The organism is Mucilaginibacter sp. P5_A4, assembly GCF_056400605.1.
Genome location: NZ_JBFUKX010000015.1, coordinates 1 through 18,141, shown reverse-complemented (window position 1 = coordinate 18,141; position 18,141 = coordinate 1). Strand labels below are relative to the sequence as shown.

The following is an 18,141-nucleotide window of genomic DNA, read 5'->3' as shown; positions in this document are numbered from 1 at the left end:
GTGCAGATGATGTTTTGATTTAAAAATTTGGGGATTTGAAAATGGTTTATGATTTCAATCACAGGACGATTAAACCCGCCACGATATTTACGTTTATCCAGAAAGAATAATCCATTCATCGACACAATTACACCACTAACCGACACTTCACGAGTTTCCTTAACCGCTACAATTACTTTTGATCAACAATCAACAGAACTTATATCATACCCCTAAATAAATAAAATCATGGAACGCAAAAATTTTTTAAAAAGCCTGATGATAGGCGCGGTGTCTACATCGGTATTGGTTGAGGCCTGCAAAAAGGAATCTACAACTACTACAACCAGCAGCACATCCGGCACAAGTTCATCATCAGGCAGCTCATCCGGGTCAAGCTCCAGCTCGGGCACTTGCAGCGTTATTGAAAGTGAAACCGAAGGTCCGTTCCCTACCAAAAGCCCGGCATCATATGTTCGCAGCGATATTACCAGCGACCTTACCGGTTATAAGATGACTGTTAAAATTACCATCAACAATAGTAATAACAGCTGCAATGCGCTTTCTGGTGCTTTGGTTGATATATGGCACTGCGATAAAGAGGGCAATTACTCTGAATACGGTGGCAGCGGAATGCAGGCTACAAACTACACTGCAGTTCACTTTTTACGCGGCAGACAAACTACCGATTCAAACGGGCTGGTAACGTTTACTTCAATCTTCCCGGGATGGTATTCGGGCAGGGCCACGCATATCCATGTGCATGTTTACAACTCGGCAGGCACGTCATTAAAAGTAACCCAGATAGCTTTCCCCGAAGGTACCGGTACCGCGCTGGCAGCTGTTGCAGGTTATAGTAAAGGAATGAGCGGCTACACCTATAATGCAAGCGACAACGTGTTTAGTGATGGTTATACACTTGAGACGGCTGCCGTAACCGGTAACACCACCGATGGCTTTGTACTTTCAATTAGCATGAGCGTACCTGCATAATACAATTGTTCTTTTTCACCCCTGTTAATTCTATCATGCAACCAAAGGCGCTATTTTATTTAGCGTCTTTATTTTTTTCAATTATGAGTACCCGTATCATCACCCTGTGTTACCGAAAGATTATTGATGCAAACTCCGCTAAACAGTGGGATAAACTGGTATTTGAAGCATCCTACCTGGAATTTAAAATGCAGGCTCAGAATTACAGCGTAGGAACTTCATTTACCACCTACGCCGAGCTGCTAAGGCATGTTCCAAACGCCCAGCGGCTTGCCGGCATGGTTACACCAGCTGTAACCGGGTATGTACAACAATTAGCAGGCATAGTGCCCGAGATACTGAACAATGTGGGGAAACGCTTTTTGAAATTTAATAAATTTCAACTGGAGATCATCAACTCCGATATCAACGATAAAACAAAACATCAGCTGGCAATAAATTTTTATACCGAACCGCTCCTCTGGCACGACACTGTGGAGAGCTTTTTGCTTGTATCTGACTATAAACCAGAACAAGCAGAAAATGATGAAACCCTTACCAACCTGTTCCAGGTGCAACCATATGTAAATATATACTCACTCAAAAATCAATACTAAAATGGAAAAGATCTCACCCGGTCAAATTTACCTTGCCGACCAGCGGGGTGTAACCGAAACCAACGTTTTTAGAAGATGCTGTAGTTTTAATTACGGCGATCACTTTAATGAACACCGCGAAGCTTTTGGCAGCCTAAAAGTATTTAACGATGAGATCCTGGCAGCTAATAAGTCGGTTACCCTGACTGTTGCCCATACTTGTTATTTTGTAATTGTACCCATAACGGGCGAATTACTTGTTAAAGATACGGAGGGTAAAAGCAGTATAATAGATGTGGGTGAGGTACATATAAACTATACAAACGCAGGTGGTATTTTAGAATTGATTAACATTTACCAGGAAAATTGGGTGAACTTTTTGTACCTGCAAATAAACGCCGACGGTGATGAATTCCCTATTTTAAATGAGACATTTGGTTTTGATTTTGCTGACAGGCAGAATGAACTGATAACGATAATTCCGGCTGATCGTAAATTGCCGTTTAAGCTAAGTATTGGTCAGTTTACAGGACGAAAGGATGCCCTTTATCATTTAAAAAATATCAACTCTTTGCTTTTCGCCTTTAATATAACTGGGGCGTTTGAGCTGCAGGGCCGCTTAATGCATGAACGTGACGGACTGGCTTTATGGAACCTGGAGGAAGCCGATATGGAAGCCCTAAGCAATAATGCGGTGATATTGATATTAGAGATGACCGACTAAATTTTAAACTATATATACAATAAAACAGGCTCCCTGGTTGTCCATCCCGGAAGCCTGTTTTTTATTCTTTAACGGCTGGTTCGCTGTTAACCTTACCGTCGTTAAACGCTTTTATTCCCTGGCCCATGCCGCGCATTAACTCGGGGATTTTTTTGCCGCCAAACAATAACAGCACTGCAATAATGATGAGTATTAACTCAGGTGCTCCTAATCCGCCCATAAATTTTTATTTTAAATGAATGTTATAAATAATAAACCCTTTATATCATCAAAAATATAAAAGCAGAACCCGCAATTTGGTATAGTATCGGTGAACCGGTAATTTGTATCGATTAGTCCCTTTTGTCATACCCGGTTGTGAAATCCAGTAATTTTGTGCAGCTAATTAATTCGTGTAATTCTGACCTCACTTCGTGAATTAGCATCCGTTCAATTTGTGTAATTCGCACCCCCTTCAATTCGCATTCAAGCTAATTAGATGCAAGCGCGTTTACCGGAGGTTGCTGAAGTGTTTGTTCTGCAGCTTTTTTGAGTTTTATTTTCCTGATGTAGCGGATCTGCAATAAGCCCATTATTACCGCTACAAGCCCCTGTCCTAAAACGGTATCAGGTACGCCTATTTTTTGAGATATGCCCCCTACCAGCAAACCACCAAGCGGCTGCATCCCAAAAAAGGCCATCGCATAAAAACTAATCACCCGGCCGCGCATAGCCGGGTTAACAGTGGTTTGAATTAATGTGTTACTCATGGTAATCTGGGCCATCATCCCAAAGCCGATAACCGCGGCAAACAGCAAAGCTAAAGGGTAGTTATGCATATGCGAAAAAGCTACCAGCCCTGTACCAAAAACCAGTGTACTAAAAGCCAGTATTTTTTTAAGATTAAGCCCCGGTTTTAGCGATGCCAGGAAGATAGCCCCTGAAAGTGCGCCCAGGCCAATTATACTATCTATTACCCCGAATGTGGAAGCCGTACCTTTAAAAATATCCTTGGCATAAACCGGGATAAGCGTACTAAAAGGTAGCACCATAAGGCTGGTCATGGCCAGTATCAGCAGCACAAACCTGATGGATGGCGTATTTTTGATATAAGTAAACCCTTCTTTTAATTCGAAGAAGATATTCTGCTTATGCGATTTTGGTTCGGATTTTGGCAGCTTCATCAACATTAAGGAACCAATTACGGCTATAAAGCTGGCCGCATTGGCCCCAAAACATATAGTTTCGCCAAATTTTTCCAAAATCAAACCCGCCAGTCCCGGACCAATTAATCTCGATAGATTCATTATAGATGAGTTAAGCGCAAGTGCATTTGGCAGATCGGCTTTATTGTCTACCATCTCGTAAACCAGCGCTTGCCGGGCAGGTACATCAAAAGCATTGATAATGCCCAGCACAGCACTCAGGGCAATGATCTCCCATACAAAATAATGCCCAAAGAACACCAGCGCGGTCAGTAACAAAGCCTGGATCATGGATGCGGCCTGGGTAACAAATAATAATTTATAACGATTATACCTGTCAGATACCACGCCACCCAAAAACGAGAATAAAAACGACGGAAACAAACTGGCAAAAAGCGTAACACCCAATAAAAACTTTGAGTGTGTTTGCGAATAAATCAACCAGCTTACGGCTGTTTTCTGCATCCAGGTGCCTATTAATGATATAGATTGCCCGATAAAATAAAGCCGGTAATTACGACTTTTAAAAGCGTTAAACGTATTAATATCCATTACTCACCCTGTCGCCTCTCTCAAAGAAATTATTCAAAATCAACAATTTTAGTTAATGGCCCTATCGCCTTTTTAAGCAATTCTCGTTCCTCCGCGGTACATGTAGCCTCAATAGCATCGTAAAGCCATACATTACGCTCGGCCCGAACCTGCTCCAGCACAGACCTGCCAAGATCAGACAGACTGATTATAGCCTTGCGTTTATCCGTTTCGGAAATACGCCTGTTGATCAACCCACGCTGTTGCAGGTTAGCCAGTATTTGAGACATGCTTTGCGTGGTTATTTTTTCCATCGCAGCCAATTCATTCGGCAATAATTCGTTATGCTGATAGATCAGCGCCATGGTCGATCTTTCGGTTAATGATAATTTATCGGCAGTTATGGAATGTTTACGCAACACCTTAATCAACCGGCCTACAACCGTACGGAGATCTGCAGCCAGCTGGATATCTTTTTGTTCAGTCATTTTTATTATTAAGTAAACTTGTAAGTTTACCTTACAAATTTAGAAAATATTTTATCTTTTATATGTCATAATGAAAATAAGATCATGATTGAAGCACCTGCATGGTACTGCTACAGGGCAAAACAATGATCTGTATCATTTATTACCCTTAATCATTTTGTAATTTTGCTTTGGATTCCGAAAAATCTTATTTCACTTTAAATATACGGGCATGAACCCAAAACACGATATAACATCATTAGAGGACATTAAACTACTGGTTGATACCTTTTACAACAAAGTTGCCGAAGACGCATTGTTAGCCCCTGTTTTTAATGAACGGCTGGGCGACAGGTGGTTGCCGCACCTTGAAAAAATGTATACCTTTTGGCAAACCTTATTGCTACAGGAGCAAACCTACAGCGGTGCACCTTTTCCGCCGCATGCAAAATTACCGGTTGATGAAACCCACTTTGATGAATGGCTGCAGCTGTTTACCCAAACCGTAGACAATCTTTTCAGCGGCGAAAAAGCTGATGAAGCTAAATGGAGGGCAGGCAAAATGGCCGAAATGTTTCGGTTTAAAATAGCTTACTTTAAAAATAACCCACTGAATATATTGTAGGTTGCAAAATAGGACGGAGAATATGCAGGTCATTTTCGTAAATTCGCCCTGTGCCTTCTCCCGTAAAAAAAACTCCTGCTAAAAGCCCGTCAACGGTAAAAAGGAAACCTGTTGCCAAAAAGAAAACAACGGCAGGTTTAGCAACCGGATGGAAGGTAGCTTTTGCAGGCCTACTGCTTATCCTGCTTTCGCCTTTTTATTATGGTTATATTTTAAAAAGCGCAACTGCTACCTGGCGATGGATCCTGGATGCGGGGCAAAATACCAGTTACCGTACCTATAAAAGTTTCAATGTACGTATCCCCAACAATTATACCGTTCATGGCATTGATGTATCATCGTACCAGGGTAAAATAAACTGGGCAAAAGTAAAGGCCATGAACGAGGATGGCGTACATATCAAATTCGCTTTTATTAAAGCTACCGAAGGTGTTTTGATGACCGATTCTTATTTTCAACGCAACTGGCGCGAAGCGCCAAAAGCCGGTATCATTTGTGGGGCATACCATTATTTTTTACCGCAGAAAAGCGGCCTATGGCAGGCGAGATTTTTTTTACAAACCGTAAAAATTGAAAAGGGCGACCTGCCCCTGGTAGTTGACGTAGAAAGACTATACCGTACCACACCCGAAAAAATGCGTGCCCAGCTCACTTTATTTATTAACCAGGTAGAAACAAAAACCGGTGTAAAACCCATCATTTACACCAACATCAGCTTTTACCAGGACTACCTGCGGGGCTATTTTGACGATTATACGTTATGGATTGCTCACTATTACCAACCCGAATTAAAGATAAGCAGTAAAACCAACTGGCAGTTTTGGCAACACTCGGATAAGGCCCATATTAACGGCATTAACCAAAAAGTAGATATGAGCATTTTTAAGGGCGATAGTACGGATTTGGAAAAAATGCTGGTGAAATAGCAAAACCTAATAAATAGCCGTGCTATTTGAACAAGTCTTCTAACCTAATGTCATTTTGTACAAGTCCTACTTTATAACTATTATCTTGCGTACCAAAAGTGGTAACCATCACAATAAATAACGTTTTTCGGGTCTTGGTTTTGTTCTTAAAAACATCTGTTTTTTGTACCAGTTCTGCTGCGTAAGTTTTGTCTATTGTGAACGTTGTGTTTGAAAACTTCATTTCACATATACTAATGCAGAAATCCTGACGATCAAATAATAAGTCTATTTGCGCTCCTTGTTGACCCTTTCCCGGGACATATCGCCACGCAGATTCTTCTGTATAAACTCCTGCTATACCTAATGCAGCCTTAATCTCTTTGGTATGTTTTAAGCATACACTTTCAAAAGCTGTACCGCTCCAACTTCTCCATGACGGTGCTGCAGATAATTTGATCCAGGTACCAGTACCTGTAGCACGACTGTTTTCCATGAATTTAAGGTAGAACCTTGAGTATTCATCAGAAAGCTTATAAATACTATCACGTGTATTTTTTTCAAATGGCACATATGCAGAAATAAAGCCCGATTCTGTTAATTCTTCAAGCAATTGTGTGGCCCTGCCGCCAGTAGACAAGTCGCCCGAATCAATAATTTCCTTTCGCGTTAATCCAGCCGGTTTAGCTGCAAGAGCCCTTACAACCGAAATGTGTTTATCCGCTTCGGCAAATAATGATTGATAAAGGTTATTGAATTCATTTTGCAAAACTCCATCTTTGGTAAAGCAAATACGGTCGATATTTTGGGCTGCACTTTGTCCGGGCAAGATTTCTTTTAAATATTGCGGAATACCACCTACAGCCATATATAACTGCATTATTTGGTAATAATCCAGATTTACATTGTTGTGCTTTAAATATAAACTTGTTTCAGCAAGTGTAAAGGGGAGCAATCTGATTTTTTTGGTAATCCTGTTATGTAAGCCCCCTTTATTGTTCACTACTTTCTGAATCATCCATGAAGCTGCTGAACCACAAATCGTCAGAATCAAATTGTTTTGCTTCGTACCCCATGAATTCCAAAAAAATTCAAATGCCGGCAAAAATCCCGACTTCACAGAACTTAACCAGGGAAATTCATCAAGAAAAATAACACATTTACCTTTCTTTAACAGGGGCTCTGCATAGTTCTTCAGCATTTGAAATGCTTCTGTCCAGTTGGAAGGAATAACAGGAGGGATAGGTAATTGCATGGCTTCCGCCAATGTATTTCTAAAATTTGTTAATTGATCTTTTAATCCGGCATTATGCACGCCGGAAAATTCAAAGATCATATGCTTTTGGAAGGCCTTTCGGATCAGATAAGTTTTACCCACTCGTCTTCTGCCGTATATAGCTATTAATTCTGCTTCGGTTGATTTTAAAGTCTGCTCAAGTATCTGTTTCTCCTCTATGCGGCCAATAATTTCTTTCATCTCCTTGTTGCTTAAAACAAATAATGCATACTTATGGCCGTATATCTTAAAGTATATCCGGCCATAACTATACAAATATAACAACTTATGGCCGAATATAAAATATCATAAGCGGCCACAAGTGTATTAAAAAACATAGTTATGGCCACCTATCGCCTGTTGCTTGTTTTCAACTGTGCTCAAAGGGCCCCTTTAAGAATTTAAGAACAGGCAAAATTAGTAAACCAGGATTCTGTTAACTCCGAGATTCCGGTCTAGCTAAATCAATCTGCATATCTCCTCTAAACAGTTGGATTAGCAGCGTAAGCAGCCCAAAGTTCATCCACGGTTTTACCGGTTTCATTTTTCCAGCTATCATTTGTAAAAGTGTGCGTGCGTAACCGGGCATCAAATTTCTTTACCAGGTTTGGTTTTACATTTTTTTCCACCCAAACTAAAAAGCGTGCCGTAACACGATAGGCATTATCATAGTTTTGGGTTGACTTATAAGCAGGTAGTGCCCATTTGGCGCCCTCATTATCCACACCAAATTTAAAGCGGGCAAAATCGGCAATGCCTTCGGTTAGCCAGCCAGGACCATTACTATCGCCATAGTCCTGTACAATATGCATTACCTCGTGGGTAACTACATCAATATCTTTAGGATGCTTTGTCATGTATTTTGCACTGAACACCACCCTGGCATCGGCGGTTGCCGCAACCCCATCATAGGCGGTATCAATAACAAAGGTTACATTCCTGGTAACCTTTTTGTTGTACTCTTTTTCGAGCTTTGGGTATACTTCAAAAAATGTTTCTACCAGTTTATTTACAACAGTTTTATCAAATGTTGCATCCCGGTTTATAACCGTTAGTTTATATCCTTTTTTATTAATTACCTCGGTTGACTGAGCATGGCCGGCGGCACAAAATGCAAAAAGCCCAATCAGGCTCAGAAAAAATGTTCTCTTCATTGTTTTATGTATATAGTTAGTTGTTTAGCGCTAAAAATCTTGTTTTACAGTCACAGTAGAACCCCGCTCCACCAGCGTTGCGGGTATTTGAAGCTTGGCTTTGGAAATATCGCACTTTTCGGGGCTCATTTGCAACAATAACAGATCAATTGCCGATTTAGCAATTTCATAAGTAGGCTGCCTTACAGTGGTAATGCCCGGAGGATATAGATTAAAGATCTCGTTATCATCAAAACTAACTATCGCCAATTCGCCGGGAACATTTAGCTTAAGCTCACTGATACTCTGCAGGCCCATTATACCCAGGTAGTTGGTGGTAAAAAAAACAGCATCCATTTGCTGCTGCTTTATAAACGTTTTAATAGCATGTACAGATTCTTCCGTATCGGCATCAAAAGGCAATTTAAAAATGTTTCTTTTGTTTTCCTTAATCCCATTTTTCTTTAAAGCATCCTTATACCCCTGCATCCTATCCTGTAACTGGATGAGGTCAAGATCGGCCGTTACAAAACCAATATTACGATATCCTGAATTGATGAGGAACTGAATAGCATTGTAAGAACTGTTGTAATTATCAACCAGCACATGCGGAATATCGAGACCGGGGAAATAGCCATCTATTAATACTACCGGTTTTTCATTGGCCACAAGGTTTTGTATCTCTTTCTCCAACCCTTTCATAGGTGTAATAATATACCCATCAACCAATTGCTGCGAAAGCATTTTGATCACATCCTTCCCTTTTTGAATATTATTATTGGTGCTACAGTAAATAACTCCGTAGCCCGCTTTTTCGGCCTCCTCCTCAATTACTTTAGCCATGGCTCCAAAAAATGGCCCGCCAATGGTTTCCACAATTAAACCGATAACCTTTGATACACCTGTACGCAAGCCAACAGCCATCCTGTTGGGCTCATAACCATTTTTATGAGCCACATCCAATATTTTTTCACTGATCTCTTTACTTATACGCCCCTTTCCGTTTAAAACAAACGATACCGTGGTTATTGAAGTATTGGTAAGTTTTGCAATATCCTTTATTGATATCTTCTTATTGATCATGCTGCTTTAAATTTCCGATAACCCGCTACACATTAACGCGGGTACTGCTGTTCATCTCCAAAATTATAAATTAATAATACAGTAAGGTCATTATCCTCTCCGCTTACACCCTGTTAACAATATTTAACATTTTTTATAAAGTTAATCAGCACCTTTGGGATGATTTAAAACAGGCTTTGGCAAATGTTTAATAGTAAAAAAACCGACCTGTTGCCAGGTCGGTTTTCATATGGGTTTCACCTATTCTTTTTATAAGATACAGGCTAAATGCAAGAAGACAATCAAACTATTTTGTTGCCATTACATTCGTATTTTTAAACAAAGGGTTTATTTTAAAATAAGTTCCGCCGGTAAAACTGATCATGTAAGCAGATTTAAAGTGAGTACTTTTCTGGTAATAATCGGTACTTATAATTTGCGCTCCGGATTTTTGGGCAGCTTCAAATGATCGTTTATCATCATTACGCGCCTCTTCGGTATCAGAGTCGGCCCGGGTACGGATAATGTAACCCTTTTTTACCAGCCTTTTTATTGCTGCCAGGTCCTTTTTAGCATTATTCATAATATGGATAGCTGCCTCGGGAGTGCCGGGCAGTGCATCGGCAAACAATACACGGCCTTTAAGGGATGGATGGCCGGCGATGTAGGCTGCTCTTTTAGTTCCTTTTTCGTCGAGTATAAAAATAAATTTACCTTTCGCAGCTTTTAGTGTTGGCCAATTGTTGTGCAATACGGCTGTTTCAAGGGTTTTATACTTTCCGCGAACATCATCGGGTGTTATTACATATTGTTTGCCCAGGTTATCTAATATAGCTTTATCAAGCTGGGCAAATGTTTTTGAGGTAAATTTTTCGGGAATTGAAAAGCCAGGTTTCTTCATTGGCTCATCCTTGGCGTTCATGGTAATAAAAATAGGATTATGATCGGGATGAGCATCGCTCCAGGTTTTTAGTTCCTGCAGGCAAAGTTTAAAGGTTAAACAATTACTGCGATAATCAATATCCTGTATATGAAAAACCTTAAAGCCCGGTTCTTTCATCACACCTTGTGTATCATATGGTGGTTGTCCGGGTACCCAGTCAAGCCCTTTAGGGTGAGCATATTTGCCCCCTTTGGCATCGGCATAAACATCAATCTCCAGTGCATTTAGGCCCAGGTTAAGCTGATCTGAAAGGCCAACGTGGTTGTAATCAATTTTACTCATCCCGATAGAATCCCGTTTTTGCAAAAAACGGAATAGTTTAGGATCAATAGATTGTTTGTAACTGTTATGCGACCCTATTACCTGGATCTTGTTTATAGTTATATCGTCGGGCTCATTTTTCAAAAATGAAAGAGGAAGTAAAAAACTGATCAGGAGTCCGCTAATGATTTTCATTGTTATATTTGTTTTGCTATCAGTTAAAAGCATAATAAGCGCAAAAGCCAAAACTTTTGCGCTTATTGTTTATTATCAACACAAATTAGTAACCGGGGTTTTGAACTAATTTAGGGTTAAGTTTAATTTCGGTTGATGGTATAGGATACAACCTGCGGGTAATATCCTTATTCATGCTCAGTACATCATTTGGCAGCGGGTATTCCACTTCAAATTTACCGTAACGAATAAGATCATTACGGCGCCATGCTTCCCATGAAAACTCGCGGGCACGCTCATCCAGTAAATCATCCAAGGTAAAGCCTGCTCCTGTAGGCGCATTTGCACGTGTACGGATCTTGTTTATCAAAACATCCGCGGTTTGCAGTTCGCCGTTAACGGTGGTAGCTGTAGCGCCGCGCAAAATAGCTTCGGCTTTCATCAGCAGCACATCGGCCAAACGCAAAACGGGTACATCGTTACCATTTAGGCGGGTGGCCTGGATAATGGAAGGATCGGGATAATATTTAAGGGACCGCACACCTTCTGATTGACTTGCGATGGTATTTCCTAAATCCATAGGTTTGCCCGGTACCAGGGTTAGTTTAGGCTCAATATAAATTTGAGTTGTAGTACCAGGGTAGTAAACAGGTTGCGCAGTAAAGCCGCCAGCGCCATCGGGTGCAAACTGCGGCCCGGCCAGCCACGTTTTTGAACGAACATCATTAGGCAGGTTAAAGCGGTTGTAAAACTCGGGCGTGGTGCTCATGGCAATACTTAAGCCTACGTTAAATCCATAAGCCTGTACCAGGTAGTAAAAAAAGCCGAACCTGGTAAACTGATTACCCGGAATTTGCTGATCGTAAGGGATAGCAAATATTGTTTCGTTTATCTGCGGACCGTTATTTGGCAAAAATATATCCCTGTATTTTAAATCAAGGCTATAGTTGTTGTTCTTTAAAATACTATCGGCCATGGCCACAGCACCGGTATAATTAGCGGCACCGGTATAAACCTGCGCATTAAGATACATTTTCTCTAACAAAGCAAAAACCATGGCTTTGGTAGGGCGGCCATAATACAAGGTTGCGTTACTGCCTGTTTTAGCCGGCAGCAGTGGTAACGCACTTAACAATTCGCTTTCAATAAACTGGTATACTTTGGCCCGTGATTGTGTTGCAGGCTGTACAGTTACCGGGAAATCGGTAATAATAGGCACGTTACCGTATAAATCCATCATGAAGTAATTATACAAGGCACGCATGGCCTTAACTTCGGCAGATGAGGTTGCCTTTTTTTCTGCCGATGATGACGACGCATTAATAGTGCTAAGTATCCGGTTACATGTGTTTATACCGCCAAAACCCCACTGCCATATACCTATTACGTTAGGGTGATCAAATGTCCAGGAATGGTAATGTAATTGCCTGTACTGGCCGCCGTCATCAAAGTTACCATCGCGGGCAGGCAGTATAGCCTCATCTGTGGATAACTCCTGCATACGCCAGTAAGGCACAGCAAATTGCGACGAAAGGTTTGAATAAATAGTACCCAGCAGCGCATTATAATCTGCATCGGTAACCGGAAAATTTGATTTTACGTACTGCGACTCAACAGGCACATCTAATTTTGTGCAAGAGGATGTACCCAGGATGGCAATCGCTGCGGCACATAATATTAATATCTTTTTCATCTGTATATCTTTAGCTGAATTTTTTAAAATGATGCATTTACACCGAAACTGAATGTGCGGGTTTTAGGATAAAAATCCTTGTTATCAATACCAGGGGTTAAACCGCCAATATTTACTTCGGGATCAACTCCCTTGTATTTGGTTATGATAAAAATGTTATTGCCCGATGCATAAAAACGCAGGCTCTTGATAGCCTGGATATGTGGTTTAATGGTATAACCTATGGTAGCATTATCCAAACGCAGGTACGAGCCGCTTTCCAGGAAACGATCTGATACCAGGTAACCATTAATATCTTTAAACGATTCGCCAAGGGTGTATCTCGGGATGTTCTGGAATTTGGAATCGGCCGGGTTGTTTAAAGATGCAAGCGTAGCATTCAGGATCTGGCTGCCATAAACGCCACGGAACAGGAAGTTAAGATCGAAATTTTTGTAAAAGAAACTATTGTTCCAGCCATAAATAAGCTTGGGCTGCGCGCTGCCTGTTATACGCTGATCTGTAGTAAGTGGCTGCGATGCGGTGGTTGAACCATCGGCCTTTTGATAGGTACTTACACCATTTTCATTTTTACCCAAATAATGCCACAGGTAATAGGTGCCAATTGCATAACCTGGCTGTATGATCTGGCTGCTTAAAAATGACTGACCCTTACCACCTAATTGCGCGGTTAAAATATTGTTAATGGTAAATTGATTGTTTGACAAGCTTACCACCTCGTTTTTATTGTGTGATACGTTAAACGATGTACGCCAGGTAAAGCTGTTGGTTTTTACAGGGATGGCATTCAGCACAAACTCGATACCCGTGTTTTTTATTTTACCTACGTTGGCTGTTAGTACCGGGTAAGGATACTGGGTTGATGATACCGAATAATCGGTGATCAGATCGGATGTTGTTTTGATATAATAGTCAACAGATCCTGTAATCCGGTTTTGCAGTAATCCAAAATCCAGACCGATATTGGTGGTTGCTGTACTTTCCCACTTAAGGTCGGTATTCTCATTACGCACCGGGCCAATAGAGTTGGTGATTACACCGTTGTTTAAAAATTTACCCCCGCTGCCGTATATTAACCGGGCGGTAAAGGCATCAAAGCCCAGGCTATTACCAGATACACCGTAACCAGCCCGCAGTTTCAGATCACTGATCACTGGCATACCTTCCATGAATTTTTCGCTGATGATCTTCCATCCGGCAGAAACCGCAGGGAAATATCCATGACGCTGGTTTAAACCAAATCCAGATGAACCGTCCTCTCTTAACGAAGCCTGCAGCAGGTATTTATCTGCATACTGATAATTTATACGCCCGTAATATGATATCAATCTTAAAGTTGAAATGTAGGCCGGGTTAAAAATAATTTGCGACAAGCTTGTAGGGTTCGAGAACGACAAGTTATTGTATGTTAAATAGTCATTTGAAAAACCCTGGGTTTGTACGCCAAAACCATCATTGGTACGGTCCTGCTGGTACGAGTAGCCCGCCAATGCTTTAATGGAGTGCCGACCGAAAACCTTATCATAGTTAAAATAAGCTTCAACCACGTTGCTGGTATTGGTATAAGCGGCACGGTTAGCTACGCCATTTGCACCAACCGCAATGCCCGATTTGCTGTTATAGTAGGTATTTACGTTGTTTTGCTCTTTTTGGGTCGATCCCGTCAGCGTAAACTTTAAACCAGTTAAAATGTCGACCTGGGCAATACCGTTTATCAGGGTTTTATTGTTGTCGGTTTTGATAAAGTTATTATCGATTAATGATAACGGGTTTAAAGTACCACTGCCTGTACGGGCAAAGTTTTCTTTATAAGTTCCGTCGGGGTTAAACGGACTTACCGTAGGCAGGTAAAACAATATGCCTGATAATACCTGGCTTTGTACAATATCGTTGTTTTTAGTGGCGCTGTTGGTTAAAGTTAAACCCAACTTAAGCCTGTCATCAAAAAAACGCTGGTTAATATAGCCTTTGTAAATGGTACGCTCTAAACTGGTATTTTTAAGAATGCCATTATTTTTCAAATAGTTTACGCTTACGCCATACTCCGAATTGGTGCCTGCACCGCCATATGCAAGATTATGATTTTGCGAATAGCCTGTACGCTCGGCAAGTTTTTGCCAATTGGTATTGGAGCCATCATCATCTAATGGCTGCTTCAATGGCACCACACCGTTATCGGCCAGGTATTTACGCAACTCATCGCCGGTAAGCATATCAATGTTTTTTGATACCTTTTCCATGGCGCCGTAGGCGCTGTAGGTTAACCGGGTTTGACCAGCCTTTGCTTTGCGTGTGGTAACAATAATTACCCCGTTTGAAGCACGTGAGCCGTAAATTGCTGTTGATGATGCATCTTTTAACACGTCAATACTTTCAATATCGGCAGGCGCCAAGAGATCGATAGACGCACCAGGGACACCATCTATTACATAAAACGGCTGTTGTGCTGCGCCGGTACGGAAAGTTGAAGGACCTCTTAAAATGGTTGCAGGCGGTTTGTTAGGGTCGCCGCTTTTGGTAATGTTTAAACCAGCTACTTTACCCTGCAAAAGCTCTGCCGGGGTAGTTAATACACCCTGGTTAAAATCTTCTGCTTTTACTGAGGTAATTGCGCCGGTTACATCTTTACGGCTTGATGTGCCGTAACCAACAACTATAACATCTTTTAACTGTTTAATATCAGTTACCATGGTAACGTTAATGATCTTTTTGTCGCCAACGGTTACTTCTTTGGGTACCGAACCTAAGAAGGAAAATCTTATTACGTCATCGGCTCCGCTTACAGTAACCTGGAATGCGCCGTTGCCATTTGTTGATGTGGCTTTTCCCGAACTTTTAACAGTTACAACTACACCTGGCAGGGGTGCGTTGTTCTCGTCGGTAACAGTTCCTTTTATTGTTTTATCCTGCGCAAATGCACTTGCCGAACCAATCAGCATGTACAGCAAAAGCATAGCTGCCTTTGGCTTAAAATCATAAAACAACCTTAAAATAAGTCTGTAGTTTTTTTTCATAAGTTTTAGTTAAATTTTTAAACCCCTTTTTGCATGTAAGAAAACTGCCTGCTAAAAGATTTTAGCAAGGCGATATTTTGTGCAAAAAAACGCTTATGGTGTTAGCTGGAAATAAATTGTGTATTAACTTATTCGCAAGTAAAAATTAATAATTAGGTTAGATATAATTGGCCTTAAAGCTAATAATTAAATTATATGGAAGAAAATTTTATAAGAAAGTAAAACATGTTAATCTATGATTAACATGTTTTTAACATAAAGCAGTAATTCCGGGATAATATTATTGGGAAATGACCGGAAAGAGCAACCCGTGTCATTGCGAGCGCAGCGCGGCAATCGCGAACTGTGCAGGTCCGCTCTGTATAGTATGCGATTGCTTCGTTCCTCGCAATGACATAGATTATATTAAAAATAACACTAACAATCAGCGACTTACAAATACATCATTATAAGACATTTGTGATAACGTGTGAATGTGGGCTTTATCAGAAGTACAAAAACATTTAAACAGCCTGGTAAGATTTTACACCTCCGTAGATATCATATTGTCAAATACCAATTGATTTGCAAGATCAATCTCCTGTTGGGTAATAGTATGAGGGCGGCCTTTATATACTTTGATGGTAACCGCGGCATTAAGCGTTTTCATAACACCAACACTTTCCTCTACCCTTGTTAATGGCACATGCGGGTCAGGGTCGCCTGTGGTTACCAGTACCGGTGTACCTTTAAAATCGCCTTTATAGTTCTTTAAGCTGAGCTCTTCGCCTACCAGGCCACCTGTAAAAGCTACAGCTCCTCCATATTGTTTGGCATTCCGGCTCACATATTCAAGTGTAAGACATGCACCCTGCGAAAACCCGAGGAAGTAAATTTTTTCTTCGGGAACGCCATCTGCCACTATTTGCTTTACCAAGTCGCCTATCACTTCAAGGGCAGAGTCCAAAGCCGGCTGATTTTGTGCATCGGGCGCCATAAAACTATATGGATACCAGCTATTGTTGGCGGCCTGGGGAGCGTAGATGGTTGTATTTTTTAAATTTAGATCACCAGCCAAACCAATGATGTTTTGAGCGGTGCCACCCCGGCCGTGGATCATTATTAATGCAGCCCCGGCATCTTTTACCGGGGTACCTGCTGTTATATATTTTTTTTGATGTGTGTACATGATCAATATAATTGGGGCAATGTTTTTTCGAGCGTGCTGCGGAACTGTTCGTGCTGTGCTGGTAATTTCAAGTGAGTACCTAATTCTTCCACCGGTTCATCAACCGAAAAACCCGGATTATCTGTAGCCAGTTCAAACAATACACCACCTGGTTCGCGGAAGTACAATGAATAGAAATAGTTCCTGTCTATCTTATCTGTAATATGCAAACCAAGAGCTGCTATTTTTTCCCGGTACTGCATTAATACCTCTTCGTTTTTTACCCGGAAGGCAACATGGTGTACAGATCCCCCGGCAACATGTCCGGCAACTTCGCCGGCAACCTCAACAAGGTCAACTATTGCTGCATTTTCAACTGCATCTGTAATAAAGCGATAACGGTTTACATGCTGCTCCAATAAGCGGTAACCAAATACACCGGTTAAAATATCGGCAGTTGGCTGCATTTTATTAGTGCTTATAGTGATGCTATGAAAACCTTTGGTAGCATTGTCGGCCTTAACCTCTTCGGTTTCCCATGGCAACCGGGTATCAGTATTTTTTGCGGCTATTAATTCCAGTTTTAAACCATCGGGATCTAAAAATGTAAGGTATGGCTCACCAAATTTTTCGGCTACTTTATTGTAAATTACATTGTTTGCTTCAAAACGTTTAAGCCAGAAATCAAAGCTGCCTTCGGGTACCGAGTAACCAATTTCTGTAGCCTGGCGTGCACCCCGGCGGCCCGGTGAAATATTTTCCCAGGGGAAAAACGTAAGTATAGTACCGGGCGTGCCTTCTTTATCGCCGTAGTATAAATGGTAGGTTTCCGGGTCATCAAAGTTCACGGTTTTTTTTACCAGCCTAAGGCCAAGTACTTTGGTGTAAAAATCATAATTGCGTTTGGCATTGCCTGCTATTGCTGTAATGTGGTGGATGCCGTTAATTGTATTTTCCATGATGATATTTTATAAGTGTTTGTTTTATTTACATCAAAAATACCGTGTATTCTGCCCGGAAAACTTGACCTACAACAAGAAATTTCAAGGCTTGTATTAATTCCCGACTTAAAGCTGTACCCGCTCCAATTGCTTAGAAGCTGTTTAAAAATATGCATCTAATGCCCTCGTGTCCTATGTCATTGCGAGGAACGAAGCAATCGCAGGCTTTACAGGGTGGATCTGCACAGTTCGCGATTGCTTCGTTCCTCGTATTATAGGTCTACGATATATCCAAATTTTATTTAAAAGAGTTGTTTTTAGGCGACTCTTTTATAGTTCTCCACATAGGTTTCACCTCTTTTCACTAAAGAGAACATTCTAAGGATCAACTTGAATTTTACATTGTTAAGCACTAGCGAGTAATCTTTTCTTTTGAGTAAGCGTTCTGCGTATGCACGAATTTCAGGGTCATGAATGACGGCCGTTTTAGCGGCCTGATTAAGCTCCTGTTTAA

At 41.1% G+C, this 18,141-nt stretch carries 16 protein-coding genes and 1 pseudogene; 5 read left to right on the top strand and 12 right to left on the bottom strand.

Annotated elements, in window-relative coordinates; genetic code table 11:
• The first annotated feature begins 228 nt into the window (after nucleotides 1-228).
• From AC1DQW_RS11370 to AC1DQW_RS11360, 3 genes are all read left to right on the top strand, one after another.
• Complete coding sequence (locus tag AC1DQW_RS11370; RefSeq protein ID WP_477454190.1) at nucleotides 229-972, top strand: dioxygenase family protein; 744 nt, start codon at nucleotides 229-231, stop codon at nucleotides 970-972.
• An 83-nt stretch (nucleotides 973-1,055) separates the two neighbouring features.
• Nucleotides 1,056-1,568 carry a hypothetical protein gene (locus AC1DQW_RS11365; RefSeq protein WP_477454189.1) on the top strand — a complete coding sequence of 171 codons (513 nt, stop codon included), beginning with the start codon at nucleotides 1,056-1,058 and terminating at the stop codon, nucleotides 1,566-1,568.
• A gap of 1 nt (nucleotide 1,569) precedes the next feature.
• A complete protein-coding gene (locus tag AC1DQW_RS11360; protein ID WP_477454188.1) occupies nucleotides 1,570-2,271 on the top strand; it encodes a pirin family protein in 702 nt (233 codons plus the stop codon).
• Nucleotides 2,272-2,332: 61 nt separating this feature from the next.
• Here AC1DQW_RS11360 and tatA read toward each other — a convergent pair whose 3' ends face one another.
• From tatA to AC1DQW_RS11345, 3 genes are all read right to left on the bottom strand, one after another.
• Entirely contained in the window at nucleotides 2,333-2,491 is a 159-nt protein-coding gene (tatA, locus tag AC1DQW_RS11355; RefSeq protein ID WP_477454187.1) for a twin-arginine translocase TatA/TatE family subunit, read from the bottom strand.
• A 250-nt stretch (nucleotides 2,492-2,741) separates the two neighbouring features.
• The gene (locus AC1DQW_RS11350; RefSeq protein ID WP_477454186.1) at nucleotides 2,742-4,007 is read right to left on the bottom strand and encodes an MFS transporter; all 1,266 of its coding nucleotides are present in this window, start codon (nucleotides 4,005-4,007) and stop codon (nucleotides 2,742-2,744) included.
• A 29-nt stretch (nucleotides 4,008-4,036) separates the two neighbouring features.
• Nucleotides 4,037-4,474: a MarR family winged helix-turn-helix transcriptional regulator gene (locus tag AC1DQW_RS11345; protein WP_477454185.1), complete on the bottom strand. Its 438-nt coding sequence runs from the start codon at nucleotides 4,472-4,474 to the stop codon at nucleotides 4,037-4,039.
• Between the two features lie 211 nt (nucleotides 4,475-4,685).
• Here AC1DQW_RS11345 and AC1DQW_RS11340 point away from each other — a divergent pair, with 211 nt between their 5' ends.
• Together AC1DQW_RS11340 and AC1DQW_RS11335 are read left to right on the top strand one after the other, a co-directional pair.
• The gene (locus AC1DQW_RS11340; RefSeq protein ID WP_477454184.1) at nucleotides 4,686-5,078 is read left to right on the top strand and encodes a group III truncated hemoglobin; all 393 of its coding nucleotides are present in this window, start codon (nucleotides 4,686-4,688) and stop codon (nucleotides 5,076-5,078) included.
• A gap of 50 nt (nucleotides 5,079-5,128) precedes the next feature.
• Nucleotides 5,129-6,004, top strand: a complete 876-nt coding sequence (locus tag AC1DQW_RS11335) for a glycoside hydrolase family 25 protein (RefSeq protein ID WP_477454183.1) — start codon at nucleotides 5,129-5,131, stop codon at nucleotides 6,002-6,004.
• 22 nt (nucleotides 6,005-6,026) lie between these two features.
• On the opposite strand, the gene AC1DQW_RS11330 is transcribed toward AC1DQW_RS11335, so the two are convergent.
• From AC1DQW_RS11330 to AC1DQW_RS11290, 9 genes and pseudogenes are all read right to left on the bottom strand, one after another.
• Nucleotides 6,027-7,460: an AAA family ATPase gene (locus AC1DQW_RS11330; RefSeq protein WP_477454182.1), complete on the bottom strand. Its 1,434-nt coding sequence runs from the start codon at nucleotides 7,458-7,460 to the stop codon at nucleotides 6,027-6,029.
• Between the two features lie 281 nt (nucleotides 7,461-7,741).
• The gene (locus AC1DQW_RS11325; RefSeq protein WP_477454181.1) at nucleotides 7,742-8,413 is read right to left on the bottom strand and encodes a basic secretory protein-like protein; all 672 of its coding nucleotides are present in this window, start codon (nucleotides 8,411-8,413) and stop codon (nucleotides 7,742-7,744) included.
• Nucleotides 8,414-8,443: 30 nt separating this feature from the next.
• On the bottom strand, nucleotides 8,444-9,475 hold the full coding sequence (locus AC1DQW_RS11320; RefSeq protein ID WP_477454180.1) for a LacI family DNA-binding transcriptional regulator: 1,032 nt from the start codon (nucleotides 9,473-9,475) through the stop codon (nucleotides 8,444-8,446).
• A gap of 286 nt (nucleotides 9,476-9,761) precedes the next feature.
• Nucleotides 9,762-10,853 carry a phosphatidylinositol-specific phospholipase C1-like protein gene (locus tag AC1DQW_RS11315; protein ID WP_477454179.1) on the bottom strand — a complete coding sequence of 364 codons (1,092 nt, stop codon included), beginning with the start codon at nucleotides 10,851-10,853 and terminating at the stop codon, nucleotides 9,762-9,764.
• An 85-nt stretch (nucleotides 10,854-10,938) separates the two neighbouring features.
• Entirely contained in the window at nucleotides 10,939-12,525 is a 1,587-nt protein-coding gene (locus AC1DQW_RS11310) for a RagB/SusD family nutrient uptake outer membrane protein (protein ID WP_477454178.1), read from the bottom strand.
• 23 nt (nucleotides 12,526-12,548) lie between these two features.
• A complete protein-coding gene (locus AC1DQW_RS11305; RefSeq protein ID WP_477454177.1) occupies nucleotides 12,549-15,539 on the bottom strand; it encodes a SusC/RagA family TonB-linked outer membrane protein in 2,991 nt (996 codons plus the stop codon).
• A 523-nt stretch (nucleotides 15,540-16,062) separates the two neighbouring features.
• Complete coding sequence (locus AC1DQW_RS11300; RefSeq protein WP_477454176.1) at nucleotides 16,063-16,707, bottom strand: alpha/beta hydrolase; 645 nt, start codon at nucleotides 16,705-16,707, stop codon at nucleotides 16,063-16,065.
• A 2-nt stretch (nucleotides 16,708-16,709) separates the two neighbouring features.
• Nucleotides 16,710-17,645, bottom strand: coding sequence for a ring-cleaving dioxygenase (locus AC1DQW_RS11295; RefSeq protein ID WP_477416223.1), 936 nt, complete (start codon nucleotides 17,643-17,645; stop codon nucleotides 16,710-16,712).
• Between the two features lie 299 nt (nucleotides 17,646-17,944).
• Nucleotides 17,945-18,141 (bottom strand): annotated as a pseudogene (locus AC1DQW_RS11290) (IS110 family transposase); the annotation flags it as partial.